General features: G+C 60.6%; 16 protein-coding genes. 14 read left to right on the top strand and 2 right to left on the bottom strand.

Features of this window, described 5'->3' with window-relative positions; genetic code table 11:
- The 6 genes from WA928_RS05885 (at position 1) to WA928_RS05860 (ending at position 6,322) form a co-directional block, all read left to right on the top strand.
- A complete protein-coding gene (locus tag WA928_RS05885) occupies positions 1-1,254 on the top strand; it encodes a hypothetical protein (RefSeq protein ID WP_424300784.1) in 1,254 nt (417 codons plus the stop codon).
- Positions 1,238-1,747 (top strand): hypothetical protein, encoded by a 510-nt coding sequence (locus WA928_RS05880; protein ID WP_424300781.1) that lies wholly within the window; start codon positions 1,238-1,240, stop codon positions 1,745-1,747. Before WA928_RS05885 ends, WA928_RS05880 begins: the two co-directional genes overlap by 17 nt.
- Positions 1,744-3,444, top strand: coding sequence for an ATPase, T2SS/T4P/T4SS family (locus WA928_RS05875; RefSeq protein ID WP_424300778.1), 1,701 nt, complete (start codon positions 1,744-1,746; stop codon positions 3,442-3,444). Before WA928_RS05880 ends, WA928_RS05875 begins: the two co-directional genes overlap by 4 nt.
- Positions 3,432-4,556, top strand: a complete 1,125-nt coding sequence (locus WA928_RS05870) for a hypothetical protein (protein ID WP_424300775.1) — start codon at positions 3,432-3,434, stop codon at positions 4,554-4,556. Before WA928_RS05875 ends, WA928_RS05870 begins: the two co-directional genes overlap by 13 nt.
- Positions 4,557-4,596: 40 nt before the next feature.
- The gene (locus WA928_RS05865) at positions 4,597-5,184 is read left to right on the top strand and encodes a type 4 pilus major pilin (protein WP_424300771.1); all 588 of its coding nucleotides are present in this window, start codon (positions 4,597-4,599) and stop codon (positions 5,182-5,184) included.
- Positions 5,185-5,245: 61 nt separating this feature from the next.
- Complete coding sequence (locus WA928_RS05860) at positions 5,246-6,322, top strand: hypothetical protein (RefSeq protein ID WP_424300768.1); 1,077 nt, start codon at positions 5,246-5,248, stop codon at positions 6,320-6,322.
- An 81-nt stretch (positions 6,323-6,403) separates the two neighbouring features.
- Here the strand turns inward: WA928_RS05860 and WA928_RS05855 are convergent, their stop codons facing one another.
- On the bottom strand, positions 6,404-7,654 hold the full coding sequence (locus WA928_RS05855; protein ID WP_424300765.1) for a urate hydroxylase PuuD: 1,251 nt from the start codon (positions 7,652-7,654) through the stop codon (positions 6,404-6,406).
- 54 nt (positions 7,655-7,708) lie between these two features.
- Positions 7,709-8,062: a hydroxyisourate hydrolase gene (uraH, locus tag WA928_RS05850; RefSeq protein ID WP_424300762.1), complete on the bottom strand. Its 354-nt coding sequence runs from the start codon at positions 8,060-8,062 to the stop codon at positions 7,709-7,711.
- Between the two features lie 278 nt (positions 8,063-8,340).
- On the opposite strand from uraH, the gene WA928_RS05845 reads away from it, so the two are divergent.
- The 8 genes from WA928_RS05845 (at position 8,341) to WA928_RS05810 (ending at position 15,618) form a co-directional block, all read left to right on the top strand.
- The gene (locus WA928_RS05845; RefSeq protein WP_424300759.1) at positions 8,341-9,099 is read left to right on the top strand and encodes a GntR family transcriptional regulator; all 759 of its coding nucleotides are present in this window, start codon (positions 8,341-8,343) and stop codon (positions 9,097-9,099) included.
- Positions 9,100-9,148: 49 nt separating this feature from the next.
- The gene (gene puuE / locus WA928_RS05840) at positions 9,149-10,078 is read left to right on the top strand and encodes an allantoinase PuuE (RefSeq protein WP_424300756.1); all 930 of its coding nucleotides are present in this window, start codon (positions 9,149-9,151) and stop codon (positions 10,076-10,078) included.
- A gap of 86 nt (positions 10,079-10,164) precedes the next feature.
- Positions 10,165-11,205: an allantoicase gene (alc, locus tag WA928_RS05835; protein WP_424300753.1), complete on the top strand. Its 1,041-nt coding sequence runs from the start codon at positions 10,165-10,167 to the stop codon at positions 11,203-11,205.
- Positions 11,206-11,218: 13 nt separating this feature from the next.
- Positions 11,219-12,493: a M20/M25/M40 family metallo-hydrolase gene (locus WA928_RS05830; protein ID WP_424300750.1), complete on the top strand. Its 1,275-nt coding sequence runs from the start codon at positions 11,219-11,221 to the stop codon at positions 12,491-12,493.
- A gap of 18 nt (positions 12,494-12,511) precedes the next feature.
- A complete protein-coding gene (locus WA928_RS05825; protein WP_424300747.1) occupies positions 12,512-12,730 on the top strand; it encodes a SlyX family protein in 219 nt (72 codons plus the stop codon).
- A 44-nt stretch (positions 12,731-12,774) separates the two neighbouring features.
- A complete protein-coding gene (gene yghU, locus WA928_RS05820; RefSeq protein ID WP_424300744.1) occupies positions 12,775-13,617 on the top strand; it encodes a glutathione-dependent disulfide-bond oxidoreductase in 843 nt (280 codons plus the stop codon).
- A 71-nt stretch (positions 13,618-13,688) separates the two neighbouring features.
- Entirely contained in the window at positions 13,689-14,591 is a 903-nt protein-coding gene (locus tag WA928_RS05815) for a carbohydrate kinase family protein (RefSeq protein ID WP_424300741.1), read from the top strand.
- Between the two features lie 85 nt (positions 14,592-14,676).
- A complete protein-coding gene (locus tag WA928_RS05810; protein WP_424300738.1) occupies positions 14,677-15,618 on the top strand; it encodes a sulfurtransferase in 942 nt (313 codons plus the stop codon).
- Positions 15,619-15,622 lie beyond the last annotated feature (4 nt).

Genomic DNA, 15,622 nt, shown 5'->3' with positions numbered 1-15,622 from the left:
ATGACGCTCGTCCATCTTGTTCGTGTGGCCAGTATCCCGCTGGTGTTTGGCCTGAGCTGGGTGCCGGTGCTTGGAGACTCCGCGCGTGCACAACGCCTGGCCCGTCGCGAAGGTGCACGCCATCAAATACTGTCAGGAAATCCGCCCGCTGCCTTGGGGCTGGCCACTCGCTTGCCTGTCACCGAGCCGTGCTGGTCGGCTGCCGATCTTCTGGCGCGCCTGCATCCCCAGGGGTCGTGGGCCTGTGTGCTGCCTCTTGGCGCGCAGCATTGGCACCTGCTGGGATGCCACGAAGGTGTGGCCTTGGCCCGGGCCGACCGCCGCTACCCCACCGAAAGCCTGGCCTTGCAGGCGCTGGATGCCTTGCGTGGTGCGTATCCAAAATTGCAGATACCGCCGGCGGCTAGCCAGACAGAGGCGCTCCTGCAGAAGCTGGCTCTTGCTGCGGCGGGGGCGCCACCCCTGGGGCGTGTCCCTGCTTGCCGTTCAAAGTGGCTGGTGTCAGTGGCCGGGCTTCTGTTGCTTACTATCTTGGGTGGGCAATATTGGGCCACATCACGGGCAACGCCCGTGCCGCGCGCGGATGCCCGGCACGCCTGGCAAGCGGCGCTTCAGCGGGCCATGGCTGCCCGCCCGGTGCATGGCAAACAGGGTACCCGCCACTTACTGGCAGCAGTACAGGCTCAGCCGGTGCGTGTGGCCGGGTGGGTCCTCGAAACCATGCGCTGCCAACTGGGCTCGCAGCACTGGCAGTGTGCCAGCGACTACCGGCGAGTTGCGCCGCAGGCTAACAATCAGGGCTTGATGCAAGAAGCCCCCACCGGTTGGCGTCTGGATTTTCCGTCGCTGGACACGGCTCGTGCTCAGTGGTCTCCAATGGTCAGCAGCCAGGTGCCTGCGCCGCAGGATCTGCCGGCCGCTCAGTTGCTTGCGCGCCGTTGGGCCAGTGGCTTGCAGGCGGTCTTGCCGGCCTTTACATCGGTGCAGCTCAAGCCTCCGCAACCTTTGGCCTTGCTTGCCCCGCGTGATGTCCAGGGGCAGTTGATCCCCCAGCCCGCCGATCTGCCCGTGGTAAGAGTGCGGCCACTCAGTGTCCGGGGGCCGCTGAGATCCGCAGATTTGCTGGCACCTCTGGCTCAGGCGGTGTCATGGCAAAAATTGGTGCTCAGCCACGCGCCAGGTGTCCGCCCCAGCCTCAAAAACAGCCGTCTTATCTTGCATCTCGAAGGGGCCGTGTATGAAATCCGTCACTAACCGTGTTCAGCCTCAACCCGTGCGCTTCAAGGCAATGTGCCGTCATTTTTGGGTTGGCTTGGCCATGCTCTTGTGGTCCTGCGGGTTGGCAGCCACGCCACCAGGGGCCGATGCGCCGGTGTCGTCGACTCCCGAGGAATCATGGGAAACTCAGTCCGTACGCGAGTTGTTGCAGCAGGATCTGCAAGACGCCCGGCAAGCATCCGCCCCAAATCCAGGTGTGGCTATCTCGGGGGTCAAACCCTCTGTACGGCCGGTGATGGCGCCACGCCTGGTGGCCCTTTACGGGGTGGGCCGGGCGCTGATGGCCGAAGTTCAAGTAGGGCAAAGAGCCTATCTGTACGTACGTGGCCAGCCTTTTCCGGCGGGTCACACGGGTGACTCTGGTGTCTATCAACTCAGGGGGATGAACGGCGCCTGCATACAACTCGAACGCGGAGAAGACCGCCACTCCTTGTGCTTACGCATGTTGCTGGGCGAGGCGCAACCATGAAGATCTGGTCTTCTCCTTTGGCAATAGCGGAGCCCTCGGCACCCTTTTGTTTAGCTGCGGCGGCCACCATCGAGCACGCCGGCCAACTGGCGCAGCTGCAGCCGCCTGTGAGGCGCCTGGCTGCCCGGCAATTTGAAGTTGATTCTTTGGCCGACCGGATCTGTCCGGTTGAGCGGACAGACGGCAGTATGACGTTGCTTGCGCGGGCGGAATACGTCGGCAGTGATCAGGCAGATGCGTTGGAGCGGCGCATGCAGGCGGCAGGATTTGTGCTGTCCGATCCGGCCCGCTATGTGCTGCCAGCGGCTTTGTTGCTGGCCCTGTCGCGAGATGCCGGTGTGTTGGCCAGCCCCGCGCCCGCCAGCCGGACACCCACAGCGCTGGCGGGTGTATTTCAGGACCTGATCGAATGGGGCGTGGCGCATCGGGCCAGCGACTTGCACCTCAATGTTCATCAGGATGCCGCCGCATCCGATGTGCGGTTTACCGTTGCGGGCCGGTATATTGCCCCCGAGCGCTTTCGCTTGATGCCCACCGATTTGCTGCTGGATGTGCTGGCCGTGGCCTGGATGGATATTCAGGGCGGCAATGGCGCGGTGTTTGACCCTCAACAAGAGCAGCAGGGCACTTTGCGCCGCCAGGTTCAGGGGCGCGCCTGCGTGTTGCGCTGGGCCTCGCTGGCGGCGGATCGCGGCCCAAGCGTCTGTCTGCGCTACTTGGCGCAGGATCACAGCCTGGTGCAGGCCAGCCTCCAAGACCTTGGCTATCGCGCCGATCACATTCAGTGTTTCGATCGCGTGCTGCGCTCGGAGGGGGGTGCGATTGTGTTGGCCGGAACCGTGGGTTCCGGCAAATCAACGACGCTCACCAGTTTGATAGGCCGTCTGCCAGATGAGCGCAAGATCATCACTCTTGAAGAGCCGGTTGAATACCGCATCGAACGTGCAATTCAAAACAGCATCACCCGCAATCTGGATCAGCAGGCATCCGCACCGTATGCAGCCAAACTGCGCACCTTGAAGCGCTCGGCCATGACAGATGTGCTGCTGGGTGAAATTCGCGACCAAGACAGTGCCCTGGCTTTTATGGATCTAGCCAGCTCTGGCGTCAATCTGTATACCACGGTGCATGCGCCCTCAGCCGCCGCCATCATTGATCGCTTGAGTTCCCGGTTTATCGGTATTCCAGCCGACTTCCTGCATACGGCCGGGGTGCTGAAGCTATTGGTGTTTCAGGTGCTGTTGCCCAGGCTGTGCTCACATTGTGCGCTGCCGGTCAGGCCTGTGCGTACAGAGGATGTCCGTGGCGTGTCGGGGTCGCCAGAAACGGCAGCCTGGCTGGATCGTATCGAGCAACTCTGGCAGGTATCGCCCCGGCAGCTGCGTGTGCGTAACCCCGAGGGATGCCCGCATTGCCGGCTGCCTCAGCTACCCGCACTGGCCGGCTATGCTGGCCGTACGGTGGCGGCAGAGCTCCTCGAACCAGGCCTGTCTCCAATGCAGCACGGGGCTGCGGATCCCTATCTTCCTGATTCCACCTATAGCGCGATGGCACACGCCGTGCAAAAAATGGTGGCCGGTGAGGTAGATCCGCACGATATCGAGATGCGCTTCATGGCATTTGAAACACTGGCATTGCGCCGTCAGTCCCGTGCACCTCAATCAGCATTTCGGCAGGTGGCCCGATGCGGCGTCTGAGCCTCTGGCCGGGCCAGGTCGGCCTATGGCAGCACAGGCTGGATGCCTGGCGTTTCTCGGCTCACCGGGCAGATTATCTGGATTATTTGCATGCGGTGCTTTATGGGGCGCAAGGGCACCTGACACTGCGTGAGCTATTTGACCGGGATGCCAGACGATACGGCCGGCGTACGGTTCGTGGACGGCTGTCGCGGCAGTGGTCACTGGTGTGCGAGGCCAGTGGCGGTGATCTGCATGCCACCTGGAAGGGTTGTTTTCCAGATGATGAGCGCGCCTTGCTGCAGCTTGCTCAGGCATTTGGCAATGCGCGGCTCATGGCCTGCTTTCAGGCCCTTGCCCGACATCTGGGCTTGCTGATCCAGGCCAGGCGGATGCTTTGGGCGACGCTGGGTTCAGCTGCCCTGGCTCTGGCGGTGGTCAGTTTGCTGATGCTGGCACTGCCCGCCTGGACCGTCCCTGCCTTGCAGCAGGCCTTTCAGGGCTTGCCTCCTGCCTATCACGGCACCTGGGCACAAAGCCTGTTTGCTTTTGCCGGCTATCTGCGCATATGGGGGGGTGGAATACCGATCCTCACGGTAGCCCTGCTGTCAGGCGGGCTGTTCAGTTTGCCGCGTACCTCCGGCCATGGACGCCGTCTGTTCGATCGGTTTGGCCCATGGCGTCTGTATCGCAATGTGCAGGCCTTGCGCCTGCTGGCACTAGTCACCATTCTCCTGCAACCCGGCACAGGCCATTCCACGCAGTTACGCCCCGTGATTGTCCTGCTGTTTGAGACAGCCTCGCCCTGGCTTGCTGCCCATTTGCGCAGGATGGTGGCCAAGATCGACCAGGGTGAGACAGGGGCTGACGCGTTTGACACCGGTTTGCTGGATCGTGATGTGTATTGGTATCTGGAGGACATGGTTGCCGCGCGCGGCTTGCAGGAAGGTCTGCAGATTGTGCACCAGCGCATGGCCCAGGTCTGGTTTCAAAGGATTCAGCTGCAGGCACAGGTCTTGCGCTGGTTGGTGCTGCTGGCGGGTGTTGCCAGCGTGCTGGCATTGGGCCTGTGGCATTACGCGGCCATCGATGATCTGCGCCGCGGCTGGATGATGTTTCAGGCCAGCCAATAAGGGCGGGCAAATTGGGCCGGCTACCGGCAAAGGAGACACCATGCGTAATCATTTTCTTCATCTTCGTCGATTTTCTGCAGGCAAAGACACGCGGCATTCACAGCAGGGCTTTTCCCTGATCGAAGTCTCGATTGTGACTGCCATCGTGCTCCTGATTGCAGTCATTGGCATTCCGGCGATCGGCAGCTATGTGCTGGAGAACAAGGTGCCCAAGGTTGGCCAGGAGCTGGCCCGTTTCATGATGCAGACCCGCATCAATGCCAGCACGGCTGGAGACCCGCCCTATAGTCAGATCAGCAACGCCAATCTGGTTTCGATGGTGGCAGATTCCAGCGTGCTCACACGGGCCAGCGATGGTGCCGTGCTGCACGGTCTGGGCACAGGGGCGATCGAGGTCGAGCCCGATGAAGCGGGTGCCGGGTTTCTGTTGCGTCTGCAGGCGGTCAATCATGTGGCGTGCCCTTCGATTGCATCGGTGCTGCAGCGTGTCGCTGATCGCATCACAGTCAGCAACCAGGGAGGCGCGGCCATTACCGTCAAGGATGCCACCACACCATACAGTGCGCTCACCGCCGAGTCTCACTGCAGTCGTGGGGACACCAATCAGTTTGTGTTTTATGCGCGCTGATTTAAGTTGCGGCGGCAAGCTGTCCTGGCCTTTAGCAGCCCGTTGGCGGGTAGCCTTGCGTATGACGGCGTCTATTGCTGGCAGGCACCAGCAGGGTTCACTGTTGCTCGAATTCATGGTGGTGGCCGCCATCGCCCTGGTGCTCAGCATCTGGGCAACGCACGAGTGGGTGCAGCGCTCCCGTGCCTTGCAGGCGCAGGCACTGGCGGTGTGGATGGAAACCGCCCGGGTAGCGGCCGACGGCTATCTGCAGCGCTACCAGCATTCGCTCAAGCAGGCGGATGTAGAGGCTGTCATGGCCTCGGAAGGGTTTGCCAACTGGCAGGCACCCAGTGTGCCAGAGCTGCAGGCAGCCGGTTTGCTGCCCGCGCATTGGCAATCGGCTGGGCCCCTGCGCCAACAGCTGGTCTGGCAAGCAAGTCGCACAGGCAGTTGCCCATTGGCTCCGTGCACTTTGCAGGCCCTGGTGGTGGCTCAGCCCGCCTTGCAGGACAAGCACGGGCAGGTGGATCGCTCCTTGGTGGCCGAGTGGCTGCTGGCTGCTCGTGGCCGTGGCCTGGTGGTCTGGCCGCATGCCGGCGATTGGCTGAGCGGGTCCGGGGTGCGCGTGCCTGTGCCTGTCGGGGCAGGATGGCAGCCGGGTACGGTGGCCTTATTGTCTGCACAAGCCGGCAGTGCTGTGGCTGAAACCCCTCCCGATATAGATTCTCCCGTCAACACAGACGATTTTTTGCGCGTACGGGATGAGCGTGATCCCGATTTTCAGGGTGATGTCACGGTGCAGGGCAGGGTACGCAGCAATACCACCTTGCAGGCCGCGCAAGGCCTGCGGCTTGATCAGGGGTGGATTCGATATGGTGGTTGTGGCACAGAGAACCTGATCGGTCGCAACGGCATGTACCCGGGGCTCTTGATCTGTTTGCAGGGCCAGTGGCAGCCGCTGGCCCGGCCTGCTGGTGGCGGCTATCTGTTTAACAGCCGCAGAGGCTGCGTCAGCCAGACAGGTGCCAGTACGGTCAACCCAAACACAGGTGCTTGCAACTGCGGGATTGGCTACCAGCCTGTGCTGGTGGCCGAAACCGGCTCAGTCATGGCGCCCGAGGGCTTGAGCCAGGGTGTGGTATGCCATCCGGGTTAAAACCAAAGCACCAAAAAGCAGGGCAGCTTAAACAAGCCGCCCTGTTGTGATGCCGCCTGGCTGCTTAAAGCCAGGCCTTGCTTATTGACCGCTCCAGGCCGCAATCACGGCGCGTTCTTCGTCCGTCATTTTGGTGAGGTTGGCCAGTGGCATGTATTTGTTGGCCACCACCTGCTTGATCTGCGCAGCGTGTTGCAAGGTCTCTGCGTTGGTGTCCAGCATGATGCCGGCGGGTGCTGCAGCAAAACCAGGCTGCGTGGGTTTGGCCGAGTGGCATTCAACACAACGCGCCTGGATGATCCCGTGTACTTGTTCGATGGATACGCCTGTAGTGCTTGCCGCGCTGGCTGTCGTGCTGCCCGCCTGGCTTGTGGCGGCGGCCAGCGGTATGGGTGCCGGTGCGGGCGAGGGTGCTGCAATCCAGCCAATCAGTGCCAGCAACACGATGCCAACAGCCGGATAGCGCAGGTCGTTTTTGCCCAGGTGGCGCAGCACAAAGTACTGGCGGATCACCGCGCCGGCAAAAATGAACAGCGTCATGATGACCCAGGCGTATTCGTTTGAGTAAGTAAACGAATAGTGGTTGCTGAGCATCAGGAAAATCACCGGCAGGGTGAAGTACGTGTTGTGCACCGAGCGCTGTTTACCCCAGGCCCCGTCCAGCGGGTTGGGTTTTCCGCCCGTTTTCAAGGCTTTGACCATACGCCGCTGCCCGGGGATGATCCAGAAAAATACGTTGGCCGACATGCAGGTGGCCATTAGGGCGCCGGTAATCAAAAACGCAGCCCGGCCCGGGAAAATCTGCGAGGTCAGCCAGGCAACAATTACCATCATCACGCCCACAGCGGCACTCAGCCACCCATCGTGGTTAACAGTGGGGCTGATGATGCGGCACAAGCGCGAATACACGTTGTAGCCAATCACCAAAAACAGCACAGCCAGGATGCCGGCCTCAAAGCCGCTCATGTTGCGGGCCCATTCCCAGGGACTGGCGGGGTTTACCAGATAGATATCGGCTTTCAACAGATACAACAGCATGAACAGCCCGAAGCCGGACAGCCAGGTGGTGTACGCCTTCCAGAACGACCAATGCAGGTCGTCGGGGAGCTCGGCCGGGTTGGTGAGGTATTTCTGATTGTGATAGAAGCCGCCACCGTGCACGGCCCAAAGTTCTCCGTAGACACCCAGCTTCTTGCTGTGTTCGCCCTTTGGGGCGTGCAGGCTTAGGTCCAGCATCACAAAGTAAATCGATTCGCCAATCCAGGCGATTGCTGCGATGACGTGCAGCCAGCGCAGCAGCAAATTGCCGTATTCCAGAAAAAAACCTTCCATGACGAGGTCTCCTCTATTTTTATATTGGGTTTTGATGTGTGCGCGCGGAGGTGTTTAACTGCCGCGGTAGGTGGACCATGTCCAAGGCGTCACCACCAGCGGGACGTGATAGTTTTGCTCTGGTTTGGCAATACCAAACCGAAGCACCACCACGTCCACGAAGCGCGGTTCCGGCAATGCAATGCCTTTGCCCGCAAAGTAGTCTCCCGCATGGAAGACAAGCTCATAGGTGCCTTTGACAAGGGCGTCACCGCTTAGCAACGGCGCGTCGCAGCGTCCGTCATGGTTGGTGGCTGTCTGAGTCAGTAAGGTGCGTTTTTCGCCCTCGAGGCGATAGAGTTCCAGGGCGACGCCCTGAGCCGGTACACCGTGCACGGTGTCCAGGACATGGGTGGAAAGTTTTCCCATGAGATTGATCCCCGGTCAGTGTCCTGTCAGTGGGCCCCCGGTATGGCCATCCTGACAACCCTTGCCATGTGCGGCGGTAGAGCCTGTCAGTGCGCGCCCGGCCAGAGGCCGGACGGAACAGGACGGTTTACGTCGGACTGGCCTTGTCATACGGCAAAACGCAGCACCCGACACATTGTCAACAATTTGTGTTGACGATTCTCGCGTGATCCGCCACAATTGTCAACAATTTTTGTTGATCATGTTGTGTTGATCATCCCTACTTTAACCGCACGTTCATGCTTCAGTTGAAACCTCTTCTTCATGGCTCCGCCGATCTGCAGGCCCCTCGGGCGTCGTCATTGCGTGCGCCCAAGGCAACCAGCAACCCGTCAGAGACACAGCGTGTCTACGATGAGATTTTCGATGCGGCGATGGATCGGCGCCTCTTGCCTGGCGCCAAGCTCACAGAAGCCACCTTGTGTTCGATTTTTGATTGTTCACGCGGCACAGTGCGGGCGGCCCTGGCACAGTTGGCGCATGACAAGATCGTGATGATCGAGCCCAATCGCGGGGCTTATGTGTGGCAGGCGGCCCCCAAAGAAGTCCGCGATGTGTTTGCCATGCGCCGGGCCCTCGAACGCCTGACCATCGACCAACTGGTGGTGCTGGAGGATCTGGATACCCGTTTGCAGGCGCTGGATGACATGGTGGCGCGCGAGCAGCAAGCCTACGAGCATGGCGACCGCATCAGCTGGTTGCGTCTGTCCAATGCCTTTCACGTCGAGCTGGCCCGGGTGCTGGATAACCAGGTGCTTACCGAGATGCTGTCCGGCCTGTGTGCCCGGACCACGCTCATCATTGCCCTGGGCGATGGGCCCGAGGGCAGCGCGTGCTCGTATGTCGAGCACCGTGACATCCTGAATCACATCCGCCAGCGCGACGCGAGCAGTGCGCGTGCAGCTATGGATCACCATTTGCAGGATTGCGAACACCGGATGGAAGCCCCCTCGGATGAGGCGGCTGATCCGTGGTCCGCCTTTAGTGTGCGGCGCTGATACCGTTTGGCCGGATATCGCACCGATCCTTATTTTCTGGAGACCTTTGATGACAGACCTTCATTATCCACGCGATCTGATTGGCTACGGCCGTACGCCACCCCAGGCCAATTGGCCGGGGCAGGCGCGTGTTGCCGTGCAGTTTGTCATGAACTACGAAGAGGGTGGCGAAAACTGTGTGCTCAATGGCGATGCGGCCTCCGAGCAGTTTTTGTCCGAAATCATCGGGGCAGCGGCCTACCCGGCGCGCCATCTGTCGATGGAATCGATCTACGAGTACGGCTCACGTGCTGGCGTATGGCGCATCCTGCGCGAATTCGAGCGGCGCGGCCTGCCACTGACCGTGTTTGGCGTGGGGATGGCGCTTGAGCGCAACCCCGAGGTTGCCCGCGCGTTTGTCGAGTTGGGGCATGAAGTGGCCTGTCACGGGTACCGGTGGATTCATTACCAGGACGTGTCCGAGGATGTCGAGCGCGAGCATATGCAGCGCTGCATCGAGGTGGTTACCCGGCTGCTGGGGCGCCACCCCGACGGTTGGTATACCGGACGTGACAGCCCCAATACCCTCAGGCTTGTGGCTGAAGAAGGCAAGTTTCTGTACGACGCCGACTACTACGGTGATGATCTGCCTTTCTGGACGGAAGTGGATCTGGGCAATGGCCGCACGCATCCGCAGTTGATGGTGCCTTACACCCTGGACACCAACGACATGCGGTTTGCGTCGCCACAAGGCTTTAATACAGGCGACCACTTCTTCCATTATTTGCGCGATGCTTTTGACGTGCTGTATGCCGAAGGGGAAACCTCGCCCAAGATGATGTCCGTGGGCCTGCATTGCCGTCTTACCGGCCGCCCGGCGCGTTTTGCCGGCCTGCAGCGTTTCCTGGATCACATCCAGCAGCATGATCGTGTCTGGGTTGCCACCCGGGCGGACGTTGCCCGTCATTGGGTCAAGACGCACCCTTACACCCAAAAGTAAGTTTTCCGCCGGGCGTTTGTTGCCCGGCGCCCAACCGCCCGGAGGCTGCTCCGGACGGTTTTTTTCTGAATCTGGAGCGTATTTCCATGGCATCTTCCAATCTGCCCGTCGGTACTGTAATCGACGCCCCTGCTGCTGATCTGCCCGTTTTTGCGTCCCGCTATCCCAATTTGCTCAGCGAGCAACTGGGTGCCAAGGTGCTGTCGTGCACTGATGAGTTTTTTGCCGGCGCCCCGCGTATGCTGCAGGATGCCGAGCCGGTGTTCATCGTTGGCAAGTTCGACGACCATGGCAAATGGATGGACGGTTGGGAAACCCGTCGCCGCCGCAATGGTGGCCACGACACCGCCATCGTGAAACTGGGGCTGCCCGGCACCATCAAGGGGCTGGATATCAACACCAGCCATTTCACGGGCAATTTCCCGCCGGCAGCCTCCATCCAGGTGGCCCACTGCGAGGGCGAGCCCACCGAACAAACCCAATGGGTTGAAATTGTGCCGGCCAAATCGCTGCAAGGAAACTCCCATCATTTCGTCGAGATCGACAACGACGGTGTCTGGACACATCTTCGCCTGAACATCTTTCCGGACGGCGGCGTGGCCCGCTTGCGTGTCTACGGCCAACCAGCCTGCAACTGGGATAAAAAGGATCCTTCGCAGCTTTACGAAGTATCGGCACTGGCCAATGGCGGGCGCATCGTGGCCTACAACGACTCGCACTTTGGCTCGCCCATGCCCTTGCTCACACCGGGACGCGGCGCGAACATGGGTGATGGCTGGGAAACCCGCCGTCGTCGTGAACCAGGCAATGATTGGGTCATTATCGAGCTCGGCCATCCGGTGGCTGTCGAGAAGATCGAAATCGATACGGCTCACTTCAAGGGCAATTACCCCGACCGCGTCTCGGTGCAGGGCGCATTGGTGCAAGAGTCTACCGACCAGTCGCTGATTACTCAGGCCATGTTCTGGCCGGAGATCCTGGGCGAGCAGAAAACCGAGATGGACAAGCAGCATTTCTACGAGGCCGGCGCCCTGAATCCCGTTGGGCCGGTCTCCCATGTGCGCGTCAATATGTTCCCGGACGGCGGCATCAGCCGCGTGCGCATCTGGGGCCGTTTGGCTCGCTGAGGAAGGCAGAAGGATGAGACCCCTCACCAACGCTCCCCGGGCCTTTGATGCGCGTTTGCGCAACTGGGTGGATGAACATTTTGATGAGCAGGTCTCCTTGCTGCAGCGCCTGGTGGCCATCCCGACGGATACGCCGCCGGGCGACACGGCGCGCCACGCAGAGGCGGTGGCCGATGTGGTGGCGGCTTGGGGCTGGCAGGCAGAGCGCCACAGCGTGCCGGCTGATGAAGTGCAGGCCTATGGCATGCGCTCCATTACCAACCTGGTCATCCGCCGCCAGTATGCATCCGGTGGCCCGGTGATTGCCCTGAACGCTCATGGCGATGTGGTGCCTCCGGGGGATGGCTGGACGCACGACCCCTATGGTGGCGCCGTGGTGGACGGGCGCCTGTATGGACGCGCATCCGCTGTGTCCAAAAGCGATTTCACCACCTATCTCCACGCGGTTCGCGCGCTCGAGGCCAGCGGCTTGCCGCTACGGGGTGCAGTAGAGCTGCACTTTACCTACGACGAAGAGTTTGGTGGGCTCAAAGGCCCCGGCTGGTTGCTGGCGCAGGGCCTGAGCCGGCCCGATTATGCGATCTGTGCCAGTTTCAGCCATGCCGTGGTGACGGCACACAATGGTTGCCTGCAGTTTGAAATTACCGTCAATGGCAAGGCAACCCATGGTTCTGCCCCCAAAACCGGGCATGATGCCTTGCAGGCGGCAAGCCGCATCCTGATGGAAACCTATCAGCAGGCGCAGGCACTGGAGGCCGTGCATTCCTCCATTGACGGTATTAGCCATCCCACGCTGATCATCGGAAAAATCGACGGCGGCACCAATACCAATGTGGTGCCTGGGCGCGTGGTGTTGAAAATGGATCGCCGGATGATCCCCGAAGAAGATCCCACACAGGTAGAAGCCCAGGTGCGCGATTTTGTACAACAGGCGGTTGCAGGCCTGCCAGGCATCACGGTGTCCATCCGGCGCCTGCTGCTGGCGCGGGCCTTGCGCCCCTTGCCGGGACACGAGAAACTGGTGGCCAGCCTGCAGGCTCATGCGCAAACGGTGTTTAATGAAGCCATTGCCGCTGTCGGCACGCCTTTGTATGCCGATGCACGTCTGTATGCCGAGCATGGGATTCCCACCGTCATGTATGGTGCGGGGCCCCGCACCGTGCTTGAGTCGGGTGCCAAACAGGCCGACGAGCACGTGATGCTCAGCGACCTTAAAGGCGCTACCCAGGTGATGGCCGGCTTGCTGGCTGATTTTCTGGTGGCTGAAGCAGCAGAGGCCGAATATTGATTCTCAAGGAAGCACACCATGACAGACCCGTCGGCGTTGGAAAAACGCTTGATCGAACTCGAACTGAAAGCCATTGAGGCCGATGATCTTCTCGATCAACTGAACACTACGGTGTTTCGCCAACAGCAGCAAATCGAGGTTCTGGCGCAAGAGCTGGTGATGCTGCGACAGCAGCAGGGTACCGATGGTGGCTCGGGCGTGCGCAATCTGCAAGAAGAGCGCCCGCCGCATTATTGAGGCAAGATAATGCCTGATATCGATGATCACACAGGAGTCTGTTCATGAGTCAGTTGTCCGAGTACGTCCCCCCCAAAGTCTGGACCTGGGATCAACCTAGTGGTGGGCGTTTCGCCAGCATCAATCGCCCGGTGTCGGGGCCCACGCATGACCAGCCGCTGCCCCTTGGTAAACACCCTTTGCAGCTGTATTCGCAGGGCACACCCAATGGCATCAAGGTCACCATCATGCTCGAAGAGCTGCTGGCGGCGGGCCATGCGGGGGCCGAGTACGATGCCTGGCTGATTCGTATTGGCGAGGGCGACCAATTTGGCAGCGGCTTTGTCGCGATCAATCCAAACTCCAAGATCCCGGCGCTGGTGGATCACAGTGGCGATGAGCCCATCCCGGTGTTTGAATCTGGTGCCATCCTGCAATACCTGGCCGAGAAATTCTCAGTGCTTTTGCCTACCGCGCCAGCAGCCCGGGCTCGGTGTCTGTCCTGGCTCTTTTGGCAGGTGGGCAGCGCCCCCTATCTGGGAGGTGGCTTTGGCCACTTTTATGCGTATGCACCATTCAAGATTGAATACGCCATCAACCGCTTTGCCATGGAAACCAAGCGCCAGCTGGATGTGCTAGATCAACGTCTGGCCCAGCAGGCCTATATCGCGGGCGATGACTACACCATTGCGGACATTGCGATCTGGCCCTGGTACGGCAGCCTGGTGCAAGGTGATGTCTATGGTGCAGGCGAATTCCTCTCGGTGCAAGACTACCAGCATGTCCGGCGCTGGGCGGATCAAATTGCCCAACGCCCGGCCGTGCAACGCGGTCGTCTCGTTAACCGCACCTCCGAGGGCTGCTTGCGCGAACGCCACGCCGCCGGCGATTTCGACGGCTTGCTGTAAATATCTGCACCCCGGCAGGCGTTGCTTTGCTGCGCATGCCGGGGCTGCTTTTTGCACTCACCAGGACCCTCATGCTGCAATTCATCACCATCGGGGCGGCGATTGTCGATATCGTCGTGTCGCGCGTGCATCCGATGCTGGGTGCCAAGCAGGATGTCGAGCATATCGGCCTGTATGCCGGGGGTGGGGCGGTCAATGCGGCGCTTAACGTGGCTTCCCGTGGTGCACGGGTTACCGTGCACGCGTGTGTGGGACAAGATCTTGAAGGCGGCCTGATCCGCGACCTGCTCCAGCGACACGGGATTCGTGCAGCCATTCCGCCGCATCATCTGCCCACAGGCAAGGCGGTGGTCATGATTGATGACACCGGGGCAGCACGTGCGTATGCCCAGCGTGGGGCCAGTGCATGGGTGGGTGAGCATGGCTTTGCGGGCCTGGATCAGGCCGACGTGGTGTATGTCACGGGGCTCTCGCTGAAGTCACAGGTCTGGCTGCAAAATGCCTTGTCGGCCATCAGCCGCCGGCCGTTTCGGCTGGTCGTCACACCGGGCGCCCGTCAGCTGTCCGATCCCCAGGCCCTGCATGGCTTGTGGGATCAGGCGGATCTTCTGTGTGTCAACGCGCACGAGGCAGCCAAGTTGCTGGCCGACGACACTATTCGCACAGATGCGCCGTCGCCACAGATTGCCCAGGCACTGGCACGCCGTCTGGTGCGGCATCCGGGGCAAGCAATTCTCCTGACGCTTGGCGCTGCGGGGGCTGTTTTCTTTGATGGCGAGGCAAGCCATTTCCATGCTGCCCGGCCGGTGGAGGCGGTGTCTACCATTGGGGCGGGCGATGCATTTGCCTCGGCGTTTGTGCATGCCTGGGCAGAGGGTGCTGCGGCGCAGGATGCCTTGGCAACCGCCACCGAGAGCGCGGCTGCCATCATCCAGCACGTGCCTGCCAACATGGGCGGGCTTTTACGTGCCTAAATAACTTCTGGTTTTATAGGTATCGCTGTCTGACCGAACAAATCTGGGACAATAGCTCCCTAATCTCATTTTTCGTGGTGTTCTCATGAATATCCTGTCTGCTGTCTTTGGTGGTGCCGCGCTTGCCTTGGCATCGGTGTCCAGTGCCTGGGCTGTCCAGCCTTTGCTGACCCCCACCGAACTCAACTCCCTGCATCAGCAAGCGGATGTTCGGGTTATCGATATCCGGCCACCGGATGCCTATGCGGCTGGCCATATCCCGGGCGCGGTCTCTGCTCCTTATGCTCAGTGGCGTGGCCCGGCCAATAACCCTGGTCAGTTGCGCTCGGTTGATGAGTTCACCAAGCAAGTGCAGGCGTTGGGCGTGGATCAGGATACGCATGCAATAGTGGTGTCTTCAGGGGCAGACAGCACTGATTTTGGTGCTTCGGCCCGGGTGTACTGGACGCTCAAATATCTGGGACTTACCGATTTGTCGATTTTGAATGGCGGCGAGAAAGCTTGGGTGGATGCGGGTTTGCCGCAAGACAAATCTGTGCCGGCTGTTACAGCCAGTACTTTCCAGGCACATCCCGATGCCGCCATTCTCGCAACCACCGATCAGGTGGCTGCACAGGTCGGTAATCCCAGCACCACGCTGGTAGATGCCCGGCCTCTGGATTTTTATCTGGGCAAGGTCAAGGCGCCTACCGCCCAGGTGCCAGGCACTATTAAAGGTGCGGTCAATGTCGAAAACGGCCGCTGGTTCAAACCAGGCACCTCCATCTTTGTAGCCCCCGACCAAGCCCGTCAGATTGCTGCTCAGCTATTGCCCGAATCCAAGGCTAGCGAAACCATCTCGTTTTGCAATACCGGCCACTGGGCGGCCACAGACTGGTTTGCACTGTCCGAGGTTGTTGGTGTAAAAAATGTCCGATTGTATCCAGAGTCTCTGGCAGAATGGTCACACAATGCCGACCTCCCCATGGAGAACGTCCCTGGACGCAGCCAGCAGATCCTGAACAAGCTCAAAGGGATCTTCAGCTAAGCAG

It is taken from the genome of Castellaniella sp., from assembly GCF_049651205.1.
GTDB lineage: Bacteria > Pseudomonadota > Gammaproteobacteria > Burkholderiales > Burkholderiaceae_B > Castellaniella.
Note: the sequence above shows the minus strand (reverse complement) of the source record. Positions and strands in the feature narration are given on the sequence as shown.